Source organism: Nonomuraea endophytica, assembly GCF_014203235.1.
Classification (GTDB): domain Bacteria; phylum Actinomycetota; class Actinomycetes; order Streptosporangiales; family Streptosporangiaceae; genus Nonomuraea; species Nonomuraea endophytica.
In genome coordinates, this window is sequence record NZ_JACHIN010000021.1 from 1 (window position 1) to 24,035 (window position 24,035).

Below are 24,035 nucleotides of genomic sequence, written 5' to 3' on the forward strand. Positions count from 1 at the left end.
ATGACGAACAGGTCGCCGGGGAAGCCCGCGACGATGTCGTCCTTGCCCTCGCCCAGCACGAAGGCCCCGACCATGAACGCGGCGACGAACGCCAGAGCCCCCATGTGAACGGGCAACACGGTGGCTACGAGGAACACTGCGGCTAGCACGATGATCGTGATGACTTGCACCGACATGCGGAGACTCCAGCGGTCGACGTGGGGGGTTTTCCATTATGTGGAAACTAATTTCCGCCTTGCGAGAGTATGACCCGGCTCACATTTGCCCGTCAAGACTTTTGCGCTCTCCGAAACCGCATATATTCCGTATTACGGTAGATCTTTTCCGCATCGTGGATGTACCTGGAGATGCCAGCGGCGGCACCGGTGAGCGCTCCACCGATGCCGCCGTGGTCCTGCTTCGCGAGCTCAGGAGATGCGGGTCGCCTTGTCCGCCGTCCTGCGGAACTTCGTGCCGTCCCACCTGTAGGTCTGGCTGACGTTCAGGTCGGGACAACATCTGGGGGCTCGGTCGCTGATCACCTTGCCGCGCAGGTGCACGAGCCCGCCGCGGATCGAGACCTTCATGGACTTGAAGTAGCGGTTCGTGCCGAGCTTCCCGAGCAGGTGAGGGGTCTTGGTTTTGGCGGCTCCGCCGTAGACAAAGGCGACCAAGGGGTTGCTCGACGTCGGGCTCGGGCACGAGGACACGACGACGGTCTCGCGGCGTCCGTCCCGGGTGACGTCGCCCACGGCCGCGACGGGGGCACGCACGACGTACCAGGCGGCTTTCGGCCGCGGCTTGGGACAGTTCAGCGCCGGCTCCACCACGGACGGCCAATCGACCCGGCTCGCGGCCGATGCCGCCGCGCCATCCGTGGTGGCCGCGCTGGCGACGCCGCCGCCCAGGACCATCGTCAGGGCGGCGACGCCCGCCAAGGCGCCGAATCGACGGCCGATGTGCTCGGTAGTTGAGTTCATAGTCAATCCGACGCGCGGAGTCCCGAAGATGTTGTGACGTATGGCCCCGTCTTCTCCATCGCCACGGCATTGCCGTTTCGAAATCAAAGTCTCATAATTAGTTTTTGAGACAGCGGTAGATCGTCGCCCTGGAGACCCCGAACCGAGGTGAAGTGGTAGTAGAGCGCTGCCTTGGTGATGCCGACCTGGTCGGCGATGGCCTGCATGGACGTGGCACGGTAGCCGCGGGCCGCGAAACAGGGTGCGTGCGGCGGCGAGGATCCGCTGCGGGGTGGCACGCGGGGCGCTCACGGGGTTCCTGAGAAGACGGCACTTACCTTGGGTCAGATTCTTGGCTATTCTACTTACCGTAAGTCAGTTCACTGAAGGGCCACACCATGTATGAACGCACGAAAGTGTCCTTCCAGTCGTCCGGCACCCCCTGCGCGGGGTATCTCTACCTGCCGGCCGGCGGGTCCGGGCGTCTCCCCTGCGTCGTGCTCTGCCACGGTTTCAGCGGCACCATGGACCGCCTGTACGGCTACGCCGAGCGCTTCGCCACCGAGGGCATCGCGGCGCTGGTCTTCGACTACCGCTCCTTCGGCGAGAGCGGCGGCGAGCCACGGCAGCTCGCCAGCATTGAAGGCCAGCACGACGACCTGCGCGCCGCCGTCGCCTTCGCCCGCGGCCACGAACGCGTCGACCCCGGCCAGATCGCGTTGTGGGGCAATTCGCTCGGCGGCGCGCACGTCGTGTCCGTGGCCGCCGACGACCCGGCGATCGTCGCCGTGGTCTCGCAGATCCCGTACAACGGCTTCCCCAAGCGGGTCGAAGGGCGGAGCACCGGCCAGACCCTCCGGGTTCTCGCCGCCATCCTCTGGGACACCATCCGCGGCAAGCTGGGCCTGCGGCCGTACTACATCCCGATGGTGGGCCGTCCCGGCGAGCTCGCCGTCACCACCACCCACGAGGCCGACGAGCACATCAGCACGCTCACCGGCGAGGGCGGCCAGACGTTGTGGCGCAACAGCGTCGCGCCCAGAGCGTTCATCCCCATGATGCGCTACCGCCCGGCCGAGGACGCCGCCCGCCTCACCCAGCCGCTCCTCGTCTGCATCGCCGCCGCCGACCGGGAGACCCCCGGCGAGACGACCCGCGCCCTGGCCAACAGCGCCCCCAGGGGCGAGATCCGTGAATACCCGGGCACCCACTTCAGCTTCTACACCGACCCGGGCATCCGCGACCAGGTAGCCGCCGACCAGATCACCTTCCTCCGCCGCCACCTCCCCTCCGCGGCCCCGGCCGCCTGAACAGGCCCGAGAGGCACGACCGATGAGTTTCGGGTGCTCAGCGTGTCTACATGGGTGGCAAGGAGCCGCACCGGCTCACCATGAAGACGCCAGAACCAGGAGCACCCCGTGGTCATCGTCGCAGGGCACATCATCGTCGAACCCCAGCACCGCGATTCCTACCTCGCTGATTGCGCGGACGTCGTCCGGCAGGCTCGCGGGGCCGCGGGCTGTCTCGACTTCTCCATCACCGCGGACCTGCTCGATTCCGGCCGCGTCAACATCTTCGAGCGCTGGGAGTCGCAGGCGGCCGTTGAAGCCTTTCGCGGCAGCGGCCCGAGCGACGACCAGGGCGCGGCGATGCTTTCGGCGTCGGTGGCCGAGTACGACATCGCCGGCGTGCGCTCTTTGACCTGACGGAATATCGACGCCGATAAACTACCGGCGACGGAGCCAGGGATCCTTTGACAATGGTGACCGCATTCAAGACCGGTAAAAGTCTCGTTGCTTTCCGGTCGGAGATCGGTTCGGATGCTGGTGGGGGTGCTGAGGCACAGCACCCCGGTTCCGTACCATGCAAGGAGAGATCGGCATGTCCCATGATGAGGCACGGCGTGTCTTCCAGGCGGTCGACACCTTTGATCCCGGTGAGTTCGTCAGGTTACTGGCCGAGGACGTCAGGATGGTGTTCGGCAACGCCGAGCCCATGCTGGGACACGACGCCGTCACCAAAGGGCTGCGGGGGTTCTACGCCACCATCGCCGGCCTGGCACACAAGATCGTCAGAACGTGGCAGGTGGACGCCGACACCGTCGCCGAGACCGAGGTGACCTACCAGCGGCTCGACGGCTCGCACGTCAGCATCGCGGCCGTGTCGATCTGGCACACCCGCGACGACGGCCTGATCTCCGACTACCGCATCTTCATCGACCTGGCTCCGGTCTATTCGGGCTAGCCCCGAAAGAATGGTGAAAGATTCTGTCCCCCTGGTTGAAGCGCCGCTTTAAAGCCGCCTGAACCAGGGTCCCGCAATGGGTCTTACCGATCGGGCACGGCGACCGCATCCCGGGCAACGCCTGAGGTCGCCGTGCCACAAGCCTCATGCCAACGCTCCGCACGTCACCGCGCCGTGCTTAAAGGGTCATCCCTATCCGGCTTTTAAGGCCGATCGCGCGAAAATGACTTCTGTTGACAGTGCGATGAGCCGTCATGTATCTCTTGACCGGGTGCCCGCATTCCGCCGCATGTTCATTATGAAAGTCGCGGGACAAAGCAAATTAAAATGCATTCCCTTAAAAGGGGTAAGATGAGTTCGCGGGAACTGGCAATAGCCGACAGAGTGATCTCGGACCGCTCCGGCGCATACGTCATCGCGGAGATCGGGCACAACCACGAAGGCGACCTGGAAAAGGCGGAGCGACTCGTGCTGAGCGCCGCCGTCAAGGGCGCGAGCGCCGCCAAGCTGCAGAAGCGCGACAACAAGACATTGTTCACCAAGGCGATGTACGCGCAGCCCTACGAAGGGCGGAACAGTTTCGGCCCCACCTACGGAGAACACCGCGAGGCTCTGGAATTCGGCAGGACGGAATACACGCACCTCGCCCAGGTGGCCAAGGAGGCGGGGATCGACTTCTTCTCCACCGCCTTCGACTTCCCGAGCGTCGACTTCCTGATGGAGTTCGACCCGCCGGCCATCAAGATCGCCTCCGCGGACCTCAGCAACACCCCGCTGCTCGGCTACGCGGCCAAGACCGGCAAACCGCTGATCGTCAGCACCGGCGGCGGCACCAGGGACGAGGTACGCCGGGCCGTCGACACCATCCTCCCGGTCAACCCGAACCTGGCCCTGCTGCAGTGCACCGCCGTCTACCCCGCCGGTCCCGCGGACCTGAACCTGTCGGTGATCACCCGCTACCGCGAGGACTATCCGGACGTCGTCGTCGGCTTCTCCGGCCACGACCTGGGCGTCGAGGCGAGCCTGGTCGCCTACACGCTGGGCGCGCGGGTCATCGAGAAGCACTTCACGCTCGACCAGAGCCGCCCCGGCAGCGACCACCACTTCTCCCTGACCCCGCCGCAGCTCGGCACGCTGACCGCCGCGCTGGACACGACCCGGCAGATGCTGGGCTCCCCGGAGAAGACCTGCTCGGCGCAGGAGCTGGCGGCGGTGCGCAAGCTGGGCAAGAAGCTGGTCGCCGCCCACGACCTGCCGGAGGGGCACCTGCTGACCGAGTGCGACGTCGCCTGCAAGTCTCCCGGCGACGGGCTCAAGCCGTACCAGATGGACCAGCTTCTGGGCAGGCGCCTGGCGGTTGCGGTGCGCGAGGACGAGGCATTCGAGATGGAGCAGCTCGCCGCCGGCCCACCCACCGCCAACGGATAGGTCCACGGAATGGCCACGACAGAAAAAGTCCCGTCCCTCTTCTCGCACCAGGCCTTCCGGCGGGTGTTCATGGCGGCGGCGGCCAGTCTGGTCGGCGTCGAGATCGCCTTCGTCGCGCTGCCGCTGGTCGCCATCTCGGCGCTGAACGCCTCCCCCGGCCAGGTCGCGGTGATCGGCGTGCTGGACACGATGGCGTTCCTGCTGATCGGGCTGCCGGCGGGCGCGTGGCTGGATCGGACCCGGCGGCGCTGGGTGATGGTCGTCGCCGACCTGGGCCGCGCCCTGCTCATGGCCTCGATCCCGATCGCCTGGCTGCTGGGCGTCCTGACGGTCTGGCAGCTGTTCGCGGTGGCGCTGCTCACCGGGGTGGGGCGGGTCTTCTTCGACGTGGCCAGCCTGAGCTACCTGCCGACGGCCGTCGGCCGCGATCGCCTGGTCCAGGCCAACTCCTACCTGCAGTCCTGGGACGCGGGCGCCACCGTGGCCGGCCCCAGCCTGGGCGGCTTCCTGGTGCAGCTCGCCGCGGCGCCCATCGCGATCGCGGTCACCGCGACGACCTATCTGTGGTCGGCGCTGTGCCTGTTCGGCATCCGGGTCAAGGAGCCGGAGCCGGAGCGCCGGGCCGATCGGCACCTGGCGCGCGAGGTCGGCGAGGGCGTCTCCTTCGTGCTGCGCCATCGGCTCCTGCGGCCGATCGCGCTGCAGGGCGCGGTCACCAACCTGTTCCTCATGGTGGGCATCATCTCGATCCCGCTGGTGTTCACCCGCCTGCTCCACCTGAACGCCGGCGACATCGGCATCTTCTTCACCTTCGGCGGCGTGGGCATCCTGATCGGCTCGTCGACGGCCAGGCGGGTGGCCGACCGCATCGGCTACGGGCCGTCGCTGTGGCTGGCCGGGCTGGTCGGCGCGCCCCTGTGCCTGCTGGTGCCGCTGGTCCAGCCGGGCGTCTGGCAGTGGATCACGTACGTGTGCTGGCTCGCGGTCACGCTGCGGATCGGCATGAACAACGTGGTCCTGGTCAGTTTCCGCCAGCGCATCACCCCCGACCGGCTGCTGGGCCGGATGAACGCCACCATGCGCTTCCTCATGACCGGTTCCCTGGCCGTCGGCGCGGGTGTCGCCGGCCTGGTCGGCCAGTTCGCCGGGGTGCGCACCGCGCTGTGGGTGTCGGTCATCGGCCTGACCGTGGCCTGGCTGCCCGTCTACTTCTCGCCGCTGCGGTGGATGCGCGAGCTTCCGTCGGAAGAGGAAGGTTCAGATGTTCGCTCCGATGACTGAGCGGTACCTGGCCGAGGTGGCCGAGGGCAATCGGGCGCTGCTGGAGGCCAAGGACGCCGCGCCGTTCGGCCCGGCCTTCCTCGCCGCCCACGGCGGCGACCTCACGCTGCCGCGCCCGCTGTTCGTGGACGCCGAGCCCACCCGCGCGCTCGCCGCCGACCTGCACGCCCTCTACGAGCTGGTCTTCCAGCTGCCCGCGCGGCTGTTCGACGGCGACTTCGACGCCTACCTGAAGGAGCTGGGCCTGGAGCCGGCCAAGCACGCCGTCCTGCGCCGCTACCGCGCCACCCCTCTGCTGTACGGCAGGGCGGACGTCTACCACGACGGCGACTCCTACAAGGCACTGGAGTTCAACGTCGGCAGTTCCCTGGGCGGCATCGACCGATCCGCGGTCGAGGCGGGCTTGATGCGCGTACCGGCGTTCCGTGACTTCGCCGAGCGCCACGGCCTCTCCTACGTGAACGCGGCCGCGCGCCTGGCCGAGGAGTGGCGTAAGGCGGCGGCCCCGATCACCGGCGGCGCCGATCCCGTGGTGGCGTTCCTGGAGTGCGACGGCGGGCTGGAGGTGTACCTGCCGATGGTGGAGTCGCTGCGCGAGGCGATGGCGGGCCAGGGCATCGAGATGCTGCTCGGCGAGGTCGGCCAGGTCACCGAGCGCGACGGCCGCCTGTGGCTGCGGGGTCGTCGGATCGACGTCGTGCTCCGCTATTACACGGAGAACGAGATCGTCTCCGGCGAGGCACCGATGGCGGCGGTGGAACGCATCGAGCGCCTGCACGAGGAGGGCCGGGTGGTGCTGTGGGCGACGCTGGACAGCGCGCTCTACCACAGCAAGGGCTGCCTGGCGATGCTCTCCGACGAGCGCTGGCGCGAGGCGTTCACCGCCGAGGAGATCGCGCTGGTCGACCGGGTGCTGCCGCTGACCCGCACGCTCAGCACGTCCCACTCGGTGATCGAGGGCGAGCGGGTCGACCTCGTCGACTACTGCCGCGAGCACCGCGACGAGCTGATACTCAAGCCGCGCGCGAACTTCAGCAGCACCGGCATCGTGGTCGGCTGGGAGAGCGGCGAACGCGACTGGCGCGAGGCGCTCGACGACGGCAGGACCACCGGCGCCATCGTCCAGCGCCGGGTACGCCCGAAGCCGTTCGAGGTCATGGATCCGCGGACGAACCAGGTGTCGCGATGGGTGGGCGTGCTGGGGCCGTTCGTCATGCCCGGCGGGCGCTACTCCGGCTGCTACGCCAGGGCGATGCCCGAGGGCGCCAGCATCGTCAGGGGGCTGGGAGCAGGACCGTCCACGGGGGTCTTCCTGGTCGAAGGAGCAGCTTTATGACCGACCGTGTGACCGAGGTCTACATCGAGCGCTGCGAGGCCGGCCGCAGCGAACTCGCCAAGGCGATGAGCGACATCCGGCTGACGGACAAGTTCGCCGCCTCCTGCGCGCACCGGCTGCTGCCGCGTCCGTTCTTCATGGCGCGCGAGCGCATCCTGGGCTTCGCCGACGAGCTGACGCGGCTGTTCGACGTGCTGGTCTCGCTGCCCGAGCGGCTGCACGGCGGCGACGTGGCCGCCTTCTGCGCCGCGCTCGGCTTCGACGCGCGCAGCTCGGCGCTGCTGGCCAGATTCCCGGAACGCCCCACCCTGTACGGCAGAGCCGACCTCTACCACGACGGCGAATCCTTCCGCCTGCTGGAGTTCAACTTCGGCAGCGCGCTGGGCGGCGCCGACCGTGCCCAGATCTCCGCGGCGCTCCTGGAGGTGCCGGCGTTCCGGTCGTTCGCCGTCGAGCACGCGCTGGACTTCGTGCACACCGGCGAGCGCGTGGCCGCGGCCCTGCGCGCGGCGGCGGCCCCGGTGACCGGCTCGCGCGATCCGGTCGTCGGTTTCGTGGAGGCGGACGGCGAGCTGGGAACGTACCTGAACCTGGTCGAGTCGTTCACCGAGGCGCTGACCGGGCTGGGCATCGAGGTGGTGCTGGGCGAGCTGAGCCAGACCGCCTACGACGGCACGACCCTGACCCTGGGCGGGCGGCGGGTGGACCTGGTGCTGCGCTACTTCAACATCGGCGAGATCATGTCAGCGTCCGGCGGCGAGCAGGCGGTGGAGCCGGTGCTGCGGGCGCACGCCGACGGCGCTGCGGTCCTGTTCACGACGCTGGCCAGCGAGATCTACAACAACAAGGGCTGCCTGGCGCTGCTGTCGGACCCCGGCTGCCGGGCGACCCTGTCCGCCGGGGAGCTGGAGCTGGTGGACAGGGTGCTCCCCTGGACCAGGCGCCTGGTCCCCGGCGACCTGCCGGAGCAGTGCCTGGACCAGCAGGACGACCTGATCATCAAGCCGTGGGCCGACTTCGGCGGCAGCGGCATCGTCGCGGGCTGGGACGTGCCGGCCGAGACTTGGCGCGCCGCCGTCGAGCAGGGCGTCGCCACCGGCGCGGTGGTCCAGCGCCGGGTACGCCCCCGCCCCGAACCCGTGGTCAACCCCGACACCGGCGAGCTGGAACTGTGGGCGGCCGCCTGGGACGCCTTCCTCACCCCGGAGGGCTACGCGGGCTCGCACATCAGAGCGCTGCCGCACGCGGAGGCGCCGATCATCGGCATGGGCGTCACCCCGGCCACGAGGACCACCGGCATCTTCCTTTACTGAAACCGTCCAGCGGCACCACAGACCCGGGTGGCCCGGGGCGCCTGAGCCCCCGGGCCACCCGATCCATGTCCGCGAAATCCCGGCGTTCGGCCCATACATCGCCGACGCACAGCGGATGTATTAACCACGACGCCGAATCTGTACTCACACGGACAACAACCCGAGGAGCACAGATGAACCGTTCCGTCGTACGCGCGCACCGCTACTCCATCGCCGAGGCCGACCTCGAGGAGTTCCTGGCCCGGCGCGGCTCGCTGATCGCCACCATCCGCGAGTCCCACCCCGGCCTCACCCACGCGGTTCTGATCAGGCTCGAGGACGGCACCTACACCGACACCTGGCACTGGGAGAGCATCGGCCAGATGGGCGCCGCCTTCGCGGACATGCCCAACTTCCCCGAGGCCCCGCTGACGATGGCGCTGACCAAGGACGCCACCGCCCAGAACGGCCAGGTCGTCGACGAGTCCTGAACGGCGAGCGATACCTTTCAAGTCCAGTTTCACGAAGGAGATCCACCATGAGCACTTACGAGGGATTCTCGGCCGAGGAGCGGGCCGCGATGAAGGACCACGCCACCGAGATGAAGAAGGCGGCGCGCCGCAGCACGAAGGCCGACAAGGCCGCCGAGGCCCTGCGGGACGTGCTGGAAAAGATCGCCGAGATGACGGAGGACGACCGCGTCCTGGGCGAGCGCGTCCACGCCATCGTCACCGCCGCCGCCCCGTCCCTCGCGCCCAAGCTCTGGTACGGCCAGCCCGCGTACGCCCTGGACGGCAAGCTCATCTGCTTCTTCCAGGCCAGGGCGAAGTTCAAGACCCGCTACGCGACGCTCGGGTTCAGCGAGGACGCGAAGCTGGACGAGGGCGCGATGTGGGCGACCTCCTACGCCCTGACCGAGATGACGCCCGAGGTCGAGGCCAGGATCACCGCGCTGGTGAAGCAGGCCGCCGGCTGAGGCCGCTATCCTCGGGAGCTCTCCCGCTCCCGGATTGGTGATCTTGCAGCGTATCTCCCCGCCGGCCGAAGCACCGGTCATCTCGGGCCGTCGCGTGATCGCGGCCGTGGTGTGCGTGCAACTGGCCGCCTCGCTGGGCTACTACGCGGTGATGGCCCATCTGGTCACGCACCTGCGCGCCGACGTCGGCCTGCTCGCCGGCACGATCGCGCTGGTGCTGGGCCTGCGGGTGGCGATGCAGTATGCGCTGTTCCTACCCTTCGGCTGGCTGGTCGACCGGATCGGTCCCGGCCTGGCCGGGGCGGCGGCGTGCGTGCTCAGGGTCGCCGCGTTCGGGCTGCTGGGGCTGGCCGACGGGCCGGGCGGGTTCGTGGCGGGCGCCTTACTGCTCGCGATCGGCGGGGCGTTGTTCCATCCCGCGGCGCAGACGCTGCTGGCCAGGCTGCCTGACGGGGTGCGGCCCAAGGGTTTCGGCGTCTACGTGGTGACGGGCCAGATCGCCGCGGTCGCCGGGCCGCCGGTCGGGCTGGTGCTGCTGGCGGGCGGGTTCGTGCTCGTGGCGAGCGTGTCGGCCGCCGCGTGGGCGGTGTCGGCCGTGTTGTTCTGGACGCTGCGCCGGGTGGGCGGCCCCGACGGGCGGGCCGAGGGCCTCATGCTCGCGCGGGGGGTGGCCGAGGTCGTGCGCGACCGGCCGTTCCTGCGCTTCGCCGTCGTCACCGCGCCGGGCACGCTGCTGGTCAGCCAGGCCGTGTCCGTGGTGCCGCTGAGCGTCGGCCACTCCGGCCTGATCACCCTCTTCTTCTGTACGGTCGCCGTCGCGACGGCAGGCGTGCAGCCGTTCGTGGCCGGGAGGGCGCGACGGCCCTGGGTGATGCGGGTCGGCATGCTCTGCCTGGGCGGCAGCTACCTGGTCCTGGCCGCCTACCCGGTGCTGCCGGGGTGGGAGGTGGTGGTGCTGGTGGCGGCGGCCGTACTGAGTGGGCTGGGCAACGGCCTGACCACGCCCGCGGCCTTCCAGACGATCGTCGGCCGCGCGCCCGCGGGGCGGGTCGGGGTCTACAACGGCATGTACGCGTTCGTGTCCGGGCTGGCGGCGTTCGCGGGCGGGCTGTTCGTCGGGCCGTTGTTCGACGCGGGGGCGGTGGCGGCGGCGCTGATCGGGCTGGCCGTGCTGGCGGCGGTGTCGGCCGCGGCCCATCGCTAGGCCGGGTCGCGCGCTCGGCGAGGTGTAGTCGGGGGCCCACTCGCTGATCACGACCGACACGTTGATCGGGACGGCGCCGGCCTGGATCATGCGGGCCTTGCCGCCCTCGTGGCCCTCGATGGTGATGCGGCGGAGCAGTCGCTGGCGAAGTAGACCTCGTACCCGTCCTTGAGCGCGCCCAGGACCGTCTGGGCGAGGCAGACCTCGGTCGACAGCCCCGCCATGATCAGCTTGCGGCGGCCGGTGGCCTCGACGGCGGCCTTCACGTTGGGGTCGGACCACGCGGCCGTCGTCGTGCGGTCGATCGGGGTGACGTCGGGGAAGACGTCGCTGATCCGGGTGAAGATCGGATCGGCGAGCGCCCCGCCCTGGGCGCCGACCGTGGTCAGCACGGTCGGCACCTCCAGGAGCTTGGCCGCGCGGGCCAACATGGCGACGTTGTCGAGCAGGGCGTTGCCGTCGAGCTGGAGCATCGAGGGCGACCACGTCGCCGCGATCAAGGAGTTGGGGGACTACTTCCCGACCCGCCTCCTCGGGGCCGAGCCTCCGGCCGGATTCCGCCTTACACCGGCCCCGTTCGACCTCGACCTGCTCGGCTGAGCCAGTCGGGACGCGTCAGGGCCGCCACATGGGCCAGAACCTGGCGCCGTCCGGCAACACGATCGGCCGGCGCTCGACGTAGCCGTGCCTGGCATACAGGCGGCTGCTCTCCGGGCTGGCGGACTCCAGGTAGGCGGGCAGGCCGTTCAGGGCGGCGTGGTGGTGGTCCATCAGGGCGCTGCCCAGGCCGCGGTTCTGGTGGTCCGGGTGGACGGCCAGGAACAGCAGGTGGTGGTGGGGCGCGTGGGGGTGGTGCTCCTCCAGGAGCTCGTCCACGGTCTGGAAGCGCTCCTGGTGCTCTCCCACCGCCTCCGCCAGGCGCCGGTCGTAGTCGTCCGGCGCCGGCAGGGGCTCCTCGCGGTGGAACCAGACGGCCGCGCCCAGCAGTTCGGACTTGTCGGTGATGAGGTCGATGTGACCGCGTTTGAGGGCGTCCTCGACGAGGATGGCCGCCCAGGCGGACATGACCGGCGCGCGCCGCTCGGGGTCGGAGATCATGTACGCCACGACCCCCAGACCGGCGAAGGCGGTGCCGACCAGGGCGGCCACCTGGTCGACGTCGGTGTAGGCGGCCCGGTGGACGACGCGGGACTCGGACACGGGGTGTGCTCCTTCGAGGGGTGGCGGGATCAGGACGCTACGGCCTTGGCGCCCTGGCCGATCTGCTGGTAGATGCCGGGGCGCAGGCGTTGCAGGACGAAGGCCCAGATCAGGCCGAGTACGGCGGCGATGCCGTACAGGCTGGGCAGGATGACCGCGAGCGGGTCGCCCTCGGGCACGCCGAGCAGGGTGGCGAAGTTGGTGATGGCCAGCCCGAGCATGACGACCAGGATGACGGCGGCGGCCACCGGGGCGAAGAGCGTGTGGGTGCGGGGTTCGGTGTGGGGGTTGCGGGCGAAGTAGATCGGCACGGAGATGGCGGTCACGGTGAGCAGCACCAGGATGCCGAAGCCGCCCAGGGTGCCGCCGAAGTAGAACAGCTGGACCATCGGGTCGAGTCCGAGGATGGCGTAGACGACGATGACCAGCAGGCCGAGGCAGCTCTGGGCGATGGATCCGGTCTTGGGGGCGCCGGTGCGGGCGGTGGTGCGGCCGAACACCTCGGGCAGCACACGTTCGCGGCCGAGCGCGAACAGGTAGCGGGCGCTGGTGTTGTGGAAGGAGAGCATGGCGGCGAAGGTGCTGGTGATGAAGAGGACCCGGCCGATGGTGGCGATCACGTCGCCCATGTGGTCGGCGGCGAGGATGAAGATGGTCTCCGCGCTGTCGCGGCGGGCAACGGCGGCGATGTTGGCGGGTCCGATGGCCACCTGCATGAGCCAGGACGACAGCGCGTAGACGCCGGCGATCACGGCGACGGACAGGTAGGTGGCGGCGGGGATGGTGCGGCGCGGGTCGCGCGACTCCTCGGAGAACACGACGGCGGCCTCGAAGCCGACGAACCCGAGGATGGCGATGACCAGCAGCGCCCCGATCCCGGGCGAGAACAACGCGGCCGGTGACAGCGCCTCCCAGGCCAGCGACGGCCCGGCGGGATGGAACAGGTCGGCCAGGTCGAACAGGAGGATGACCGCGATCTCGGCGATCAGCAGGACGGCCAGCACGCGGCCGTTGAGGTCGACGCGGGACAGGCCGAGCGCCAGGACCAACGCCCAGGCCACCAGGGCGATGAGCCACCAGGGCAGGGTGACGCCGAGCCAGGCCGCCAGCAGTGGCACGGAGGCGGCGCCGAACACGCCGTAAAGGGCGACCTGGATGGAGTTGTAGGCCAGCAGCGCCCCCCAGGCGGCGGCCACTCCGGCGGGACGGCCCAGGCCGTGGGTGACATAGGTGTAGAAGGCCCCGGCGTTGGCCATGTAGCGGGCCATCGCCACGTACCCGACGGCGAACAGCGCGAGGACCGCGCCGACCACGAGGAACGCGATCGGCAGGCCGGTGATCCCGGTGACGGCGTAGCCGGTGGTGACCACTCCGGCGATGACGCTGAGCGGCCCGGCGGCCGACAGCACGAAGAACGCGACGGCGGGCACGCCGAGGCGGTTGGCGGCCAGCGCGGCGGTGATCCGGTCGCCCGGGGGGTGGCGATGCTGCGTCGTCACGGGGGGTTCCTTTCCAGGGGGTCAGAGGCGGCGGGTGCGATAGGTGAGGACGGCGTTGCCGACGGCGGCGCGTACCTGGCGGGCCAGGACGCTCAGCGGCGCGGGCAGGGCGCGCAGGACGGTCGCCAGGTAGGCCTCGCCGGTGCGGCGCATCGCGGGGTCGTTCAGCAGCACGGGGGTCAGGCCGCACGCGTCGACCAGCGCGAGGAGCATCATGTCCTGGTCGGGGACGGGGCGGTGCGCGACCAGGCAGCCCCGCAGCCGCTCCGGGGGCCAGGCGGCCCGGCCGAAGACGGCGCGGGAGGCGTAGCGGTAGCGGGGCTGGCGGTTCCTGAGCAGGCGGGGCTGTTCGCGCACGAGCAGCCCGTCGCTGATGAGCCGGTCGGCGACCATGGTGGTGGCCTGGCTCTCCATGTAGGCCAGCCAGGTGGGGATCGAGGTGTGCTGCGGGTGCGCGACCAGCTCGGCCAGCACGCTGGCGGCCAGGGGGTCCTGGACGGCGCCCCGGCCGACGACGACGAGCTGCTCTTCGCGTACGGCCAGCCGCCCGGCGAACACCAGCTCGGTCAGCAAGGCTCCGGCCAGTGCCAGAGCGATGCCGTGCGGGTGCAGGCGGGGCTGCCCGGAAATGGTGACGTCCCAGGCGACCAGGAACAGATCGTCGGCCAGGGGAAGGACGGGTCGGGATGTCATGAGGATCGGAGGGGAACGAATCGGTCAGGCTGCTCCCTCGGGCGCGCGGGTGCGGGCTGTGGGGTGGCGAGAGGTGCCATCGACGGTGCGATCCATTCCGGGCCTCCTGTCGGGATTTGCCGGCATGCAAATCCGCACTTTTCCAACCCGGCTGATCATGGTGAATACACCCACAGGGCGTCAAGCATCACTTGACTCTTCACAAGTATCGGCATGAACATAAATCACGATATGTCTCTCCGTTAGCGCAGATGGCGCTTAACGTGGGGTTCTATGCCGGGCTCGCAGGTTATGAGGCCGCTATGAGGGCGATGGGCAATTTCGCCACGTCAAATGTGACTTGTCCTCACTTCAGGTGGGATGCCAGGCCGTCCAGGACACATTCGAGCCCCTCCTCGAACTCCCGCTCGCGGGCTTCGTGCTGGTCCTGGCCGCGCTGGCCCGCGTACAGGGCGGCGAGCCTGGGGTAGGACCTGACCGCCTCCTCGGCCGCGGGCCACAGGCGTTCTGCCCATTCCTGCTCGTTCTGGCCGCGCCGGGCCAGCCTCGTCAGCCACGCGGCCTCGCTGGTCGCCCGGCCGATGATGTAGGCCATGACCGTGTTCAGCGCCCGGTCGGCCGCCTTCAGGGAGAAGCCGCCCGCCTCGAACACCGCGAGCGTGCCCTCCGACATGCGCAGCACGTTCGGCCCCAGGTAGGCCACTCCGGCCTCGCCGAGCACGGATCCGATCCAGGGATGACGCAGCAGTCCCGCCCGCACGTTCCGGGCGAAAACCACGATGTCCGCCCGCCAGTCCTCCCCCGGCGCCGGCGGTTCGATCTCGCCGTAGACCTCGTCCACGACCAGTTCGAGCAATTCCTCCTTGCTGGCCACGTGCGTGTACATGGAGGTGGCGCCGGCTTTGAGCCGGGCGCCGAGCTTGCGCATGCTCAGGGCGTCGATGCCTTCGGCGTCCAGTAGCTCCAGCGCGGCGGCGACGATCTGCTCGCGGCTCAGCACCGGCTGCTCGCGCCGCTGAGGCCGCGGACGGGTCCACACCGACAACTCCTTCTCGCCGGACATGCCTTCTCCTCGTCTCGCGCACTCCCTCCCGCACAGTGTACGGCTTGCGCACACCCAACGCTGTCCGTACAGTGTGCGGAGTCCGAACACTGTACGGAGGTAGCCATGACAACCCCGTTTTCCGCCGACCGGTGGCAGGCCAGGCTCGACGAGCTGCGCGCCGCCCACCACGTGCCCGGAGCCACGCTGGCGGTGCTGACCGGCGGCACTATCCACGAACTGGCCAGCGGCCTGCTGCACCGCGGCACCGGCGTGCGCGCCACACCCGACTCGGTGTTCCTGGCCGGGTCGCTGGCCAAGGTCTACACCGCCACCCTCGTGATGCAGCTGGCCGCCTCGGGCGAGCTGGACCTGGACGCGCCCGTGGCCGCCGTGCTGCCCGAGTTCGGCACCCCGGACCCGGACGCCTCCGGGACGATCACGATCAGGCAGCTGCTCTCGCACACCGGCGGCATGACCAACGACTTCATGTACGACTCGGGGCGGGGCGACGACTGCCTGGCCCGATACGTCGAGGCCCTGCGCGGGGTGCCGCTGGACTGCCCGCCCGGCATGGTGCTGTCCTACGGCAGCTCCGGCTACGTGGTGCTGGGCCGGCTGGTCGAGGTGCTGACCGGCCTGACCTGGGACCAGGCCTTGAGGGAGCGGGTGTTCGAGCCGCTGGGGCTGGAGCGGTCGATGACGCTGCCGGAGGAGGCGCTGCGCTTCCGTGCCGCCATGGGCCACGTGGGCGAGCCCGGCCGGATGCCGGAACCGGCGCCGATCTGGGACATGATGCCGCGTTCGGCGGGGCCGTACGGGAGAGTGATCGTCTCGGCCGGGGACGTCGTGCGCTTCGCGAAGATGCACCTGGACGGCGGGCTCGCCCACGACGGCGCCCGGGTGCTGGCCGCCGACGCGGTCGCCGCGATGCGGCGGCGTGAGGCCGACAGCCTGGACAAGTGGTCCGTCTCGGCGGACGGCTGGGGACTGGGCTGGACCCTGCACGACTGGAACGGGGTGCCCGGGTTCGGGCATGACGGGAGCGCCGTCTCCCAGTTCTCCTTCCTGCGCGTGCTGCCCGGCGCGGGCGTGGCCGTCGCGCTGCTGGCCAACGGCGGTGCGGTCGGCCGCCTGTACTCCGACCTGGTCGGGGAGCTGCTCGAAGAGCTGGCCGGGGTACGCGTGCCGCCGCCCTTCGCCCCGCCCGCGAACCCGCCTGAGGTGGACCTGACGCCGCTGGTGGGGACATACCCTCGGGCCGGAGTCGTCACGACCATCAGCCGGGGCGCGGACGGCGGCGGGCGGCTGCGTTACGAGTTCGTCGATGAGATGCGGCACTTCGCGCCGCCGCTGGAGGCCGATCTGGTGCCGGTGTCGCGGACGGCGGCCGGCACGGTGTTCGCCGCCGTGGGCATGCCGGTCGGGGACGAGTTCTGGCCGGTGGTCTGCGCCACGCTGCCGGACGGCCGGCCGTACGTGCAGGTCGGCATGCGTGTAGCCGTCAAAGCCACCTGACCGGTCACTGGGTCGTGCCGGTGAACTCCGCCCGCGCACCCGCGATCACCGTGCAGGTCAGCGAGACAGCGATGATCATCTCGGCCCACAGGAAGGCCGCGTAGTCCACCAGGCAGCCGAACGGCGGGCTGCCCGGCGCGGTGCCGCGGAAGGCCGCCAGCGCGAACAGCGTCGCCGCCATCCACCCCAACGCCGGCCAGACCAGCCCACGCCGGCGGGAGATCAGGAACCAGGTCGCGATCACCACCGCCCCGGCCAGCGCCCACATGGCGGCCATCATGAAGAGCGCGAACAGCAGCACGCTGGTCGTCCGCTCGACCGTCACCCCGAAGTACGCCACTCCCCCGGCCGCCTCCGCCGCCACCCGCTGGGTGAACAGCGGGTCGCGTCCGGTCAGCGTCATGTTCACCGGTACGGCGGCGCCGTCCATCTGGGCGGCTACCTCGATCTCGCTCTCGTAGGCGTCGAAGGGGTAGTCGGCGGCCGATCCCCCGCTCAACGCCACCGGCACGTCCACGCTGGAGATCCGGGTGTGGGCCGGGAAGCGCAGATCGCCGCGGACCGGCGCCGAGGTGAGCAGCGTGAGGTCGGAGACCGGGGAGAGCCCGCCCGCCTCGGCCAGGTCGCCGCGCGGGACGACGAGCAGGCGCAGCGTCAGCTCCCTGGCGTTGGCGTCCACCCGCTGGATGGAGGCGCGGATGTCGACGCGGTCGCGGGCGGTGGAGGTCGCGGCGTGGGTCACGCCGAGGGTGCGGCGCTCGTCGATCTGCAGCCAGACGCCCAGCCCGATCGCCACGGCCGCGGCCACCACACCCGTCACCAGCAGCAAGCGCCGGGCCATGGCACCCCTCCGAACGAGCCTGCCAGCCCGTAGACGGTCGGGCCGGGCAGCCCGCAGATGGTCGAGACCGGCGGCGCACCGACGGTCGAGGCCGGCGGCCCGCTGACGGTTGAGAGCGGCGGGCCTCCAGTGGTTGAGCGTGGTGTGCCCGGGGTGGTGGGCGGGGCAACCGGGGCGGGGGACATGTTTAGTTCCGCTTGGGCATCTGCTGGGTCGCGCAGTGGATGCCGCCGCCGCCCTCGCCGAGGGTGTCGACGGGCACCTGGACCACCTCACGCCCCGGGTAGAGGTCGGTGACGATGGCGACGGCGTCCCTGTCGGCCTTCTTGTCGCCGAAGCGGGGCAGGACGACGCCGCCGTTGACCACGTAGTAGTTCACGTACGTGGCGAGGAAGCCCTCGCCGCGGCGGCCGATGTCGACCGGCTCGGGCAGTTCGACCAGTTCCAGCCGCTTGCCGCGGGCGTCGACGGCCCGGTCGAGCACCTTGCGGGCCTGGTCGTAGGCGCCGGTCCAGACGTCCTGGGGAGCGTCGTCGGGCGGGGTGCTGATCACCACGACGCCGGGCTCGGAGAACCGGGCCAGGGCGTCGATGTGGTAGTCGGTGATGTCCTTGCCCTTGACGCCCTTCACCCAGATGAAGGTGGTCGCGCCGACGGTCTGCGTGAGCGCGCGTTCGATGTCGGCGCGGCTCTTGCCGGGGTTGCGGTTGTCGTTGATCAGCGAGCTCTCGGTGGCCATCAGCGTGCCCGCGCCGTCGACCTCGATGGAGCCGCCTTCGGCGACGATCGGCGCCTGGATCCTGGTGACGCGCTCCCTGGCCAGGATCTCCCGGGCGACGTCCTTGTCGCGCGAGTGCTTCTGCTTGCGGCCCCAGCCGTTGAAGTTGAAGTCGACGCCGGCGATGTCCTTGCCGCGGAGCACGAAGCTGGGACCGGTGTCGCGCATCCACAGGTCGTCGACCGGGATCGGCACGACCTCGACCTGTGAACCGCAGGCCCGCTGGGCGGCCTTGACGTCATCGGGGTTGGCCAGGAGCACCACCGGCTCGAACTCGGCGACCGCGCGGGCGATGCCGGCGATGTCGTCACGCACCCCCGCGGTGTCGGACTTCCAGATGAGCTCGGTCGGCCACGACATGAACGTCTTCTGGTGCGGATGCGTCTCCTCCGGCATCAGCCATCCGGCGGCCTTCGGGCCGGGCTTCGGGGTGGGCCCCTGCTTCGCCGCCCCGCTTCCCGTCACGGACGTGCCGCAGGCGCTCAGCGCGCCCCCCATAGCGGCAAAAATCGCCGTTTGTAGCGTCTGACGTCGAGAAATACGCATCACAGTCCCCCTGACTGAAATTTTGGTTAGGAGCAGCCTAGCCCGGCGGCCGGGGTACCGACGCCAGCAGGAGCCGGGTGTAGGCGTGTCGTGGATCGGCCAGCACCTCCGCCGTCGTGCCGCGCTCCACGACCTCCCCCTGCCGCATCACCACCAGGTGGTCGGTGACCTGACTCACCACGCCGAGATCGTGGGTGATGAACAGGAACGCGGTGCCGGTCCGCTCACGCAGATCGGCCAGCAGGTTGAGGATCTGCGCCTGGACGCAGACGTCGAGGGCGGCGACCGCCTCGTCCAGGACCAGGACGGACGGCTCGACGGCGAGCGCGCGGGCGATGGCGACCCGCTGGCGCTGGCCGCCCGACAGGTGGCGCGGCAGCGCGTCCGCCTCCCGCTCCCCCAAGCCCACCTGGTCGAGAAGCTCCGCGATCCGCCGGGCGTGGTCGAGGTCGGGGAAGTGCAGCTTCAGGGTCTCCCGCAGCACCGTCCTGGCGCTGAGCCGCGGGTCCAGGGACAGGAACGGGTCCTGGAAGACGATCTGCACCGCACGGGCCAGGCGCAGCCGTTCGGCCCGCCCGCGCCGCCGTACGGAGCGGTCGGGCCGGCGTTCGGAGCGGTCGGGCCGGCGTTCGGAGCGGTCGGGCCGGCGTTCGGAGTGGTCGGGCCGGCGTACTGAGCCCAGTCGCAGGGAGCGGTCGTGACCGTCCACGGTGACGCTTCCGGCGTCGGGGCGCTCCAGGCCGAGGATGATGCGGGCGGTGGTGGTCTTGCCGGACCCCGACTCGCCGACGACGCCGAGCGAGCCACCTGCCGCCAGCGTGAAGCTGACGTCGCGGACCGCCCGGACGCTTCCGTAGGACTTGGACAGCCCGTCGACTTCAAGCACGCTCTCCTCCGGGGATGCTGTGGTGGCAGGCGACGATCCCTTCGCCGTAAACAAGCGGTTCGGGCGGGTCGTCGTGGCACTGCGGCGTCGCCCGGGGGCAGCGCGGGGCGAAGGCGCAGCCGGTGAGCTCGGTCCGCAGGTCGGGCGGCTGCCCGGGAATGGTGGCCAGCCGTGCCTGCCGCGTCTCCACTCTCGGGGTGGCCGCGAGCAGGGCCGCGGTGTAGGGGTGGCGCGGGCGGGTGAACAGCGTCGCCGCCGGTCCGCTCTCCGCGATCCGGCCCGCGTACATGACGTACACGCGGTCGGCGATGGCCGCGGCGAGCTCCAGATCGTGGGTGACGAACAGCAGCCCGGTCCCGTATCTCCGCCGCACCTCGGCCAGCAGCGCGACGATCTCGGCCTGGGTGGTGACGTCGAGCGCGGTGGTCGGCTCGTCGCACAACAGCAGCTTCGGATCGCCCATCAACGCCCCGGCGATCATGACCCGCTGCAGCATGCCGCCCGACAGCTGGTGCGGGTACTGCCGCAGCACCCGCGCCTCCAGCCCGACGGCGGCGACCAGCTCGCGGGCACGATCCTGCGATCCCGGCCGCCCCTCGACGAGGAAGTCGCCGATCCTGCGCAGCGGGTTGATGCCCGCCCTCGGGTCCTGGAAGATCATCGCGACGGTACGGCGCCGCAGCTCCCGAAGCCGGGAAGGGGCCAGCGCGAGCACGTCCTGCCCCGCGACCTCCACGCCGCCCTCGACCGAGGCGCCGTCGGGAAGCAGCCCGAGCACGGCCCGCGAGGTGAGGCTCTTGCCCGAGCCGGACTCCCCGACCAGCGCCACGGTCTCGCCCTCGCCCACGCTCAGCTCGACGCCGTCGAGGACGGGCCGCGCCGTGCCGGGCAACCACATCCGCAGGCCGTTCACGCGCAGCACGCTCATCCCCGCCTCCGTGACACCCGGTCGGCCCAGTGCTCGGCGACGACGTTGAACGCCACCACGGTGAGCACGATCGCCGCGCACGGCAGGATGGCCGAGAGGGGATGGCCCTGGAGCAGGGCGGACTGGCCGTCGTTGATCATCGATCCCCAAGTGGGTGTCAGGGGCGGCACGCCCAGGCCCAGGTAGGACAGGGCGGACAGGTCGAGCAGGGCGTAGCCGAAGTTGACCGACGACTGGGCGAGCACCACGGGCGCGATGTTGGGTATCAGGTGGCGTACGCAGATGGCCAGGCCGGAGAAACCCTGCACCCGGTACGCGGCCAGGTAGGGCAGCCGGCGTTCCGAGAGGGTGAGGTTGCGGGCCAGGCGGCTGACGTACGGCAGGTAGGCCAGGGAGAGGGCGATGACCGGGGCGGCCAGGCCGGTGCCGTACAGAGAGACGAAGACGATCGCCACGAGCAGGGCGGGGAAGGCGAGCAGCAGTTCGGCGGCGCGCGACAGGAACGTGTCGGGCCAGCCGCCGAACCAGCCCGCGGTGACGCCGACCAGGACTCCCGCGACGGTGGAGAACAGGACGACGGCGATCGGGCCCAGCAGCGAGGCGCTCGCGCCGGCGAGAAGCCTGGAGAGGGTGTCGCGGCCGGCGGCGTCGGCGCCGAGCGGGTGGGCCGGGGACGGGCCGGTCAGGGCGGCGCCGAGGTCGCTCGCGTTGGGGTCGGCCGGGGCGAGCCAGGGCCCGGCCAGCGCGACGGCGACCATCAGCGCGGCGAAGGCGAGGCAGGTCAGGTAGAGCCGGTTCCGGCCGGTGCGCAGGCCGGCGAGGACCGGGCGGTGGATGATCGGGTCGACGGCGCTCATCCGGCGTCGCTCCGCACGCCGAGCCGGACCCGGGGGTCGACCAGGGGGTAGCAGAGGTCGACGATCAGGTTCGTCACCGTGAACAGCGCGACCACCAGCAGCGTGATGGCCTGGACGACGGGGAAGTCCTTGACCTGCACGGAGCTTTCCAGCAGCGCGCCGAGCCCGCCGATGCCGAAGGCGGCCTCGACCAGCACGGTGCTGATGACCAGGCCGGACAGGGTCAGGCCGCTGACGGTGGCGACCGGGCCGAGCGCGTTGCGCAGCACGTGCCGGCGGATCACCAGGCGTTCCGGCAGGCCGCGGCTGCGGGCGACGGTGACGTGTTCGAGGGCGAGCTGGTCCTTCATGGCGCCGCGGGTGACCCGGGCGAGCCAGCCGGTCCAGTACAGGGCCAGTGCCAGTGACGGCAGCGTCAGGTGGTAGATCATGTCGGGCAGCCCGTCGCCGCTGCCGATCGTCGGGAACCAGCCGAGCTGCACGGAGAACACCCACAGCAGGCCGATGGCGGCGACGAACGACGGGGTGCCGAGCGCGACCGAGGTGCCGACGAGTACCGCCGAGTCGGTGGCGGGCCCGCCGACCGCGGCCAGCCGGCCCAGGCCGATGCCGAGGACCACGACCAGCACGGCGGCCATCGTGATGAGCAGCAGCGTGCTCGGCAGCCGGGCCTCGATCAGCCCGAGCACCGGGCTGCGATATTGCATCGACCGGCCCAGGTCGCCGGTGAGCACGCCGCCGGCCCACTTGAGATATTGCAGGAAGAACGGGTCGTCCAGGTGGTACTGGGCCCGGATCGCCGCGAGCGCCTCAGGGCTGGCCGCCCGGCCGCCGAGCAGGAAGGTCTCCGGGCGGCCGGGGGCCAGGTGGACCGCGCCGAACACCAGGAACGACGCGGCCACCAGCGTCAGCGCCAGCTCCAGCAGGCGCCGCAGGACGAAGCGGGCGATCATCCGGCCGCGCCCACGTCGGCCGCCCACGGGTAGTACATGTAGGCGATGGAGGTGGGGGCGCCGGTGATGCGCCGGCTGAGGTAGAGCGACGTGGGCCATTCGGCGACGGGGATCCACAGCACCTGCTCGGCCTCCTTCCGCCGCAGCCCGTCGGTCAGCGCCGCCCGCTTGACCGGGTCGTACTCGGCGACGGCCCGGTCGACGAGCGCGTCGTAGGCGGGGTCGGCGTAGCCCATGTAGTTCTCGAAGCCGTCGCTGCGGAAGATCGAGTAGCTGGCCAGCGGGTCGGTGATCGACAGGTAGTAGGTGCAGGGGAACAGGTCGACGGCCGCGCGGGCCTTCGGGTCGGAGAACAGCGCGGTGTAGGCGTCGGGCGCGATGGTCTTGAGCTCGACGTCGAGGCCGATCTCGGTGCCCGCCGCCTGTACGGCCGTGGCCAGCAGCGACACGTCGGTGCCGATGGGGCTGGTCGCCACGGTGATCTTCTTGCCGGTGGCGCCGGCCTGCCGGACGAGCTCCCTGGCCGCGGCCACGTCGCGCTTGGCGCCGGGCGGCGCTTCCGTCTGCTTCGGCCAGGCGTCGCGGGGCGCGGGGGCCGCGGCGATCGAGCCGACGCCCTGCAGGCCCGTCTTGACGAAGCCGTCGCGGTCCAGGGCCAGCGACAGCGCCCGCCGTACCCGGACGTCGCTCAGTGTGCCCTTGAGGTTGGTGAAGGCGAGGTTGACCGTGGTCAGGCTCTTGCCGAAGTAGAGCGTGCCCTTGCCGCCCGCGCGCAGGCCGGCGTAGCTGTCGGGGGCGATGAGGTAGCCGCCGTCGACCTCGCCGGTCAGCATCGCGTTGGTCCTGGCGGCCGGGTCGGTGATGAAGCGGAAGGTGACCTGTCCGGCTTTCGGCTTCTTGCCCCAGTAGCCGGGGAAGCGGTCGAGCGCGATCGACTCGCCCTTGCGCCACGGGCCGAGCCGGAAGGGGCCGGTGCAGTCGACGCCGCCGTCCGGGTTGCCGTAGTCGCGGCCCTTGGCCTGGACGGCGCGCGGGTTGACGACCGTTCCGGCCGAGGTGGCCATCCACTGGTTGAACTGGGAGTCCGGCCGCTTCAGCCGTACGGTCACCTCCATCGGGCCGCTCTTGCCGATCGAGGCGACCCGGTCGAAGGACTTGGCCCAGTAGGAGCCCAGGGCGGCGTCCAGGTGGCGGCGCAGGCTGAAGACGACGTCGTCGGCGGTGACCTCGCCGCCGCCGTGGTACTTCACCCCGGGCCGGATGCGGTAGACGAACGTCTTGGCGTCCAGCTGCTTCACCTCCTCGGCCAGGCCGGGCTCCAGGCCGAGCTGCGGGGTCCAGCGCATCAGGCTCTCGCAGACGTTGGACAGGATCATGTTCTGCGGGTAGTCGAAGGCGTAGATGTAGTCGAGCGTCGGCGGCTCGGCGTAGATGGACCAGGTGAAGCCGTCGATCTCGCCCTTGGCCGGCGGCGTCGTGGGCGACAGCGTGAAGCTCGGGCCGGCGGTGGAGTGGGGGGTGGCGGCCCCGCCGCAGGCCACCGCCAAGAAGGCGACGGCCGTGAGTGCTGCGATCCGCATGGGCTCTCCCTGGGG

General features: G+C 70.6%; 27 protein-coding genes. 12 read left to right on the plus strand and 15 right to left on the minus strand.

Translation table 11 applies throughout. The annotated features are described in order from the left end of the window. The 3 genes from HNR40_RS47335 to HNR40_RS47345 form a co-directional block, all read right to left on the minus strand. Positions 1-176, minus strand: a 176-nt coding sequence (locus HNR40_RS47335; RefSeq protein WP_512699322.1) for a transporter permease, incomplete at its 3' end; no start/stop codon positions are given. Positions 177-407: 231 nt separating this feature from the next. Continuing rightward, complete coding sequence (locus HNR40_RS47340) at positions 408-959, minus strand: hypothetical protein (RefSeq protein WP_184973740.1); 552 nt, start codon at positions 957-959, stop codon at positions 408-410. 83 nt (positions 960-1,042) lie between these two features. Continuing rightward, positions 1,043-1,237 (minus strand): helix-turn-helix domain-containing protein, encoded by a 195-nt coding sequence (locus HNR40_RS47345; RefSeq protein ID WP_312896796.1) that lies wholly within the window; start codon positions 1,235-1,237, stop codon positions 1,043-1,045. A gap of 99 nt (positions 1,238-1,336) precedes the next feature. Between HNR40_RS47345 and HNR40_RS47350 the strand changes: the two genes are divergently transcribed. The 10 genes from HNR40_RS47350 to HNR40_RS47395 all read left to right on the plus strand — a co-directional run bounded on the left by HNR40_RS47350 (position 1,337) and on the right by HNR40_RS47395 (position 10,699). Further along, positions 1,337-2,248 (plus strand): alpha/beta hydrolase, encoded by a 912-nt coding sequence (locus HNR40_RS47350; RefSeq protein WP_184973744.1) that lies wholly within the window; start codon positions 1,337-1,339, stop codon positions 2,246-2,248. 108 nt (positions 2,249-2,356) lie between these two features. Then, complete coding sequence (locus tag HNR40_RS47355; RefSeq protein WP_184973746.1) at positions 2,357-2,644, plus strand: putative quinol monooxygenase; 288 nt, start codon at positions 2,357-2,359, stop codon at positions 2,642-2,644. Between the two features lie 175 nt (positions 2,645-2,819). Further along, positions 2,820-3,182 carry a nuclear transport factor 2 family protein gene (locus tag HNR40_RS47360; protein WP_184973748.1) on the plus strand — a complete coding sequence of 121 codons (363 nt, stop codon included), beginning with the start codon at positions 2,820-2,822 and terminating at the stop codon, positions 3,180-3,182. Positions 3,183-3,533: 351 nt separating this feature from the next. After that, entirely contained in the window at positions 3,534-4,610 is a 1,077-nt protein-coding gene (locus HNR40_RS47365; protein ID WP_184973749.1) for an N-acetylneuraminate synthase family protein, read from the plus strand. 9 nt (positions 4,611-4,619) lie between these two features. Continuing rightward, positions 4,620-5,891 (plus strand): MFS transporter, encoded by a 1,272-nt coding sequence (locus tag HNR40_RS47370; RefSeq protein ID WP_184973751.1) that lies wholly within the window; start codon positions 4,620-4,622, stop codon positions 5,889-5,891. Further along, positions 5,884-7,227, plus strand: coding sequence for a hypothetical protein (locus HNR40_RS47375; protein ID WP_184973753.1), 1,344 nt, complete (start codon positions 5,884-5,886; stop codon positions 7,225-7,227). Before HNR40_RS47370 ends, HNR40_RS47375 begins: the two co-directional genes overlap by 8 nt. Continuing rightward, a complete protein-coding gene (locus HNR40_RS47380; protein WP_184973755.1) occupies positions 7,224-8,540 on the plus strand; it encodes a hypothetical protein in 1,317 nt (438 codons plus the stop codon). The genes HNR40_RS47375 and HNR40_RS47380 overlap by 4 nt, the downstream gene beginning before the upstream one ends. A gap of 173 nt (positions 8,541-8,713) precedes the next feature. Next, the gene (locus HNR40_RS47385) at positions 8,714-9,010 is read left to right on the plus strand and encodes a hypothetical protein (RefSeq protein WP_184973756.1); all 297 of its coding nucleotides are present in this window, start codon (positions 8,714-8,716) and stop codon (positions 9,008-9,010) included. Between the two features lie 47 nt (positions 9,011-9,057). Continuing rightward, complete coding sequence (locus HNR40_RS47390) at positions 9,058-9,495, plus strand: iron chaperone (protein ID WP_184973758.1); 438 nt, start codon at positions 9,058-9,060, stop codon at positions 9,493-9,495. Positions 9,496-9,538: 43 nt separating this feature from the next. After that, on the plus strand, positions 9,539-10,699 hold the full coding sequence (locus tag HNR40_RS47395) for an MFS transporter (RefSeq protein WP_221341695.1): 1,161 nt from the start codon (positions 9,539-9,541) through the stop codon (positions 10,697-10,699). 86 nt (positions 10,700-10,785) lie between these two features. Here the strand turns inward: HNR40_RS47395 and HNR40_RS47400 are convergent, their stop codons facing one another. Continuing rightward, entirely contained in the window at positions 10,786-11,172 is a 387-nt protein-coding gene (locus HNR40_RS47400; protein ID WP_184973762.1) for an isochorismatase family protein, read from the minus strand. On the opposite strand from HNR40_RS47400, the gene HNR40_RS47405 reads away from it, so the two are divergent. Further along, on the plus strand, positions 11,153-11,299 hold the full coding sequence (locus HNR40_RS47405) for a hypothetical protein (RefSeq protein WP_184973763.1): 147 nt from the start codon (positions 11,153-11,155) through the stop codon (positions 11,297-11,299). The genes HNR40_RS47400 and HNR40_RS47405 overlap by 20 nt on opposite strands. A gap of 15 nt (positions 11,300-11,314) precedes the next feature. On the opposite strand, the gene HNR40_RS47410 is transcribed toward HNR40_RS47405, so the two are convergent. The 4 genes from HNR40_RS47410 to HNR40_RS47425 all read right to left on the minus strand — a co-directional run bounded on the left by HNR40_RS47410 (position 11,315) and on the right by HNR40_RS47425 (position 15,154). Beyond that, positions 11,315-11,899: a GNAT family N-acetyltransferase gene (locus HNR40_RS47410; RefSeq protein WP_184973765.1), complete on the minus strand. Its 585-nt coding sequence runs from the start codon at positions 11,897-11,899 to the stop codon at positions 11,315-11,317. Positions 11,900-11,928: 29 nt separating this feature from the next. Further along, positions 11,929-13,398, minus strand: coding sequence for an APC family permease (locus HNR40_RS47415; protein WP_312896797.1), 1,470 nt, complete (start codon positions 13,396-13,398; stop codon positions 11,929-11,931). Positions 13,399-13,419: 21 nt separating this feature from the next. Continuing rightward, positions 13,420-14,091 carry a GOLPH3/VPS74 family protein gene (locus HNR40_RS47420; RefSeq protein ID WP_184973767.1) on the minus strand — a complete coding sequence of 224 codons (672 nt, stop codon included), beginning with the start codon at positions 14,089-14,091 and terminating at the stop codon, positions 13,420-13,422. A 346-nt stretch (positions 14,092-14,437) separates the two neighbouring features. Beyond that, a complete protein-coding gene (locus tag HNR40_RS47425) occupies positions 14,438-15,154 on the minus strand; it encodes a TetR/AcrR family transcriptional regulator (RefSeq protein ID WP_184973769.1) in 717 nt (238 codons plus the stop codon). Positions 15,155-15,259: 105 nt separating this feature from the next. Between HNR40_RS47425 and HNR40_RS47430 the strand changes: the two genes are divergently transcribed. Then, positions 15,260-16,651 (plus strand): serine hydrolase domain-containing protein, encoded by a 1,392-nt coding sequence (locus HNR40_RS47430; protein WP_184973770.1) that lies wholly within the window; start codon positions 15,260-15,262, stop codon positions 16,649-16,651. A 4-nt stretch (positions 16,652-16,655) separates the two neighbouring features. Here the strand turns inward: HNR40_RS47430 and HNR40_RS47435 are convergent, their stop codons facing one another. The 7 genes from HNR40_RS47435 to HNR40_RS47465 form a co-directional block, all read right to left on the minus strand. Beyond that, on the minus strand, positions 16,656-17,492 hold the full coding sequence (locus HNR40_RS47435; RefSeq protein WP_184973772.1) for a DUF4436 family protein: 837 nt from the start codon (positions 17,490-17,492) through the stop codon (positions 16,656-16,658). Positions 17,493-17,679: 187 nt separating this feature from the next. Further along, on the minus strand, positions 17,680-18,768 hold the full coding sequence (locus HNR40_RS47440) for an agmatine deiminase family protein (protein WP_221341696.1): 1,089 nt from the start codon (positions 18,766-18,768) through the stop codon (positions 17,680-17,682). Between the two features lie 85 nt (positions 18,769-18,853). Then, a complete protein-coding gene (locus HNR40_RS47445) occupies positions 18,854-19,702 on the minus strand; it encodes an ABC transporter ATP-binding protein (protein WP_312896798.1) in 849 nt (282 codons plus the stop codon). Then, entirely contained in the window at positions 19,695-20,630 is a 936-nt protein-coding gene (locus HNR40_RS47450; protein WP_184973777.1) for an ABC transporter ATP-binding protein, read from the minus strand. The genes HNR40_RS47445 and HNR40_RS47450 overlap by 8 nt, the downstream gene beginning before the upstream one ends. Further along, positions 20,627-21,487: an ABC transporter permease gene (locus tag HNR40_RS47455; protein WP_184973779.1), complete on the minus strand. Its 861-nt coding sequence runs from the start codon at positions 21,485-21,487 to the stop codon at positions 20,627-20,629. Before HNR40_RS47455 ends, HNR40_RS47450 begins: the two co-directional genes overlap by 4 nt. After that, a complete protein-coding gene (locus HNR40_RS47460) occupies positions 21,484-22,467 on the minus strand; it encodes an ABC transporter permease (protein WP_312896799.1) in 984 nt (327 codons plus the stop codon). Before HNR40_RS47460 ends, HNR40_RS47455 begins: the two co-directional genes overlap by 4 nt. Beyond that, a complete protein-coding gene (locus HNR40_RS47465; protein ID WP_184973780.1) occupies positions 22,437-24,020 on the minus strand; it encodes an ABC transporter substrate-binding protein in 1,584 nt (527 codons plus the stop codon). Before HNR40_RS47465 ends, HNR40_RS47460 begins: the two co-directional genes overlap by 31 nt. Positions 24,021-24,035: the final 15 nt, after the last annotated feature.

Excerpts from the sequence above, each read along its gene's own strand:
- HNR40_RS47340 (WP_184973740.1), bottom strand. The coding sequence starts at position 959 with ATGAACTCAACTACCGAGCACATCGGCCGTCGATTCGGCGCCTTGGCG.
- HNR40_RS47350 (WP_184973744.1), top strand. The coding sequence starts at position 1,337 with ATGTATGAACGCACGAAAGTGTCCTTCCAGTCGTCCGGCACCCCCTGC.
- HNR40_RS47360 (WP_184973748.1), top strand. The coding sequence starts at position 2,820 with ATGTCCCATGATGAGGCACGGCGTGTCTTCCAGGCGGTCGACACCTTT.
- HNR40_RS47365 (WP_184973749.1), top strand. The coding sequence starts at position 3,534 with ATGAGTTCGCGGGAACTGGCAATAGCCGACAGAGTGATCTCGGACCGC.
- HNR40_RS47370 (WP_184973751.1), top strand. The coding sequence starts at position 4,620 with ATGGCCACGACAGAAAAAGTCCCGTCCCTCTTCTCGCACCAGGCCTTC.
- HNR40_RS47375 (WP_184973753.1), top strand. The coding sequence starts at position 5,884 with ATGACTGAGCGGTACCTGGCCGAGGTGGCCGAGGGCAATCGGGCGCTG.
- HNR40_RS47380 (WP_184973755.1), top strand. The coding sequence starts at position 7,224 with ATGACCGACCGTGTGACCGAGGTCTACATCGAGCGCTGCGAGGCCGGC.
- HNR40_RS47385 (WP_184973756.1), top strand. The coding sequence starts at position 8,714 with ATGAACCGTTCCGTCGTACGCGCGCACCGCTACTCCATCGCCGAGGCC.
- HNR40_RS47390 (WP_184973758.1), top strand. The coding sequence starts at position 9,058 with ATGAGCACTTACGAGGGATTCTCGGCCGAGGAGCGGGCCGCGATGAAG.
- HNR40_RS47400 (WP_184973762.1), bottom strand. The coding sequence starts at position 11,172 with ATGCTCCAGCTCGACGGCAACGCCCTGCTCGACAACGTCGCCATGTTG.
- HNR40_RS47420 (WP_184973767.1), bottom strand. The coding sequence starts at position 14,091 with ATGACATCCCGACCCGTCCTTCCCCTGGCCGACGATCTGTTCCTGGTC.
- HNR40_RS47425 (WP_184973769.1), bottom strand. The coding sequence starts at position 15,154 with ATGTCCGGCGAGAAGGAGTTGTCGGTGTGGACCCGTCCGCGGCCTCAG.
- HNR40_RS47430 (WP_184973770.1), top strand. The coding sequence starts at position 15,260 with ATGACAACCCCGTTTTCCGCCGACCGGTGGCAGGCCAGGCTCGACGAG.
- HNR40_RS47435 (WP_184973772.1), bottom strand. The coding sequence starts at position 17,492 with ATGGCCCGGCGCTTGCTGCTGGTGACGGGTGTGGTGGCCGCGGCCGTG.
- HNR40_RS47440 (WP_221341696.1), bottom strand. The coding sequence starts at position 18,768 with ATGGGGGGCGCGCTGAGCGCCTGCGGCACGTCCGTGACGGGAAGCGGG.
- HNR40_RS47450 (WP_184973777.1), bottom strand. The coding sequence starts at position 20,630 with ATGAGCGTGCTGCGCGTGAACGGCCTGCGGATGTGGTTGCCCGGCACG.
- HNR40_RS47455 (WP_184973779.1), bottom strand. The coding sequence starts at position 21,487 with ATGAGCGCCGTCGACCCGATCATCCACCGCCCGGTCCTCGCCGGCCTG.
- HNR40_RS47465 (WP_184973780.1), bottom strand. The coding sequence starts at position 24,020 with ATGCGGATCGCAGCACTCACGGCCGTCGCCTTCTTGGCGGTGGCCTGC.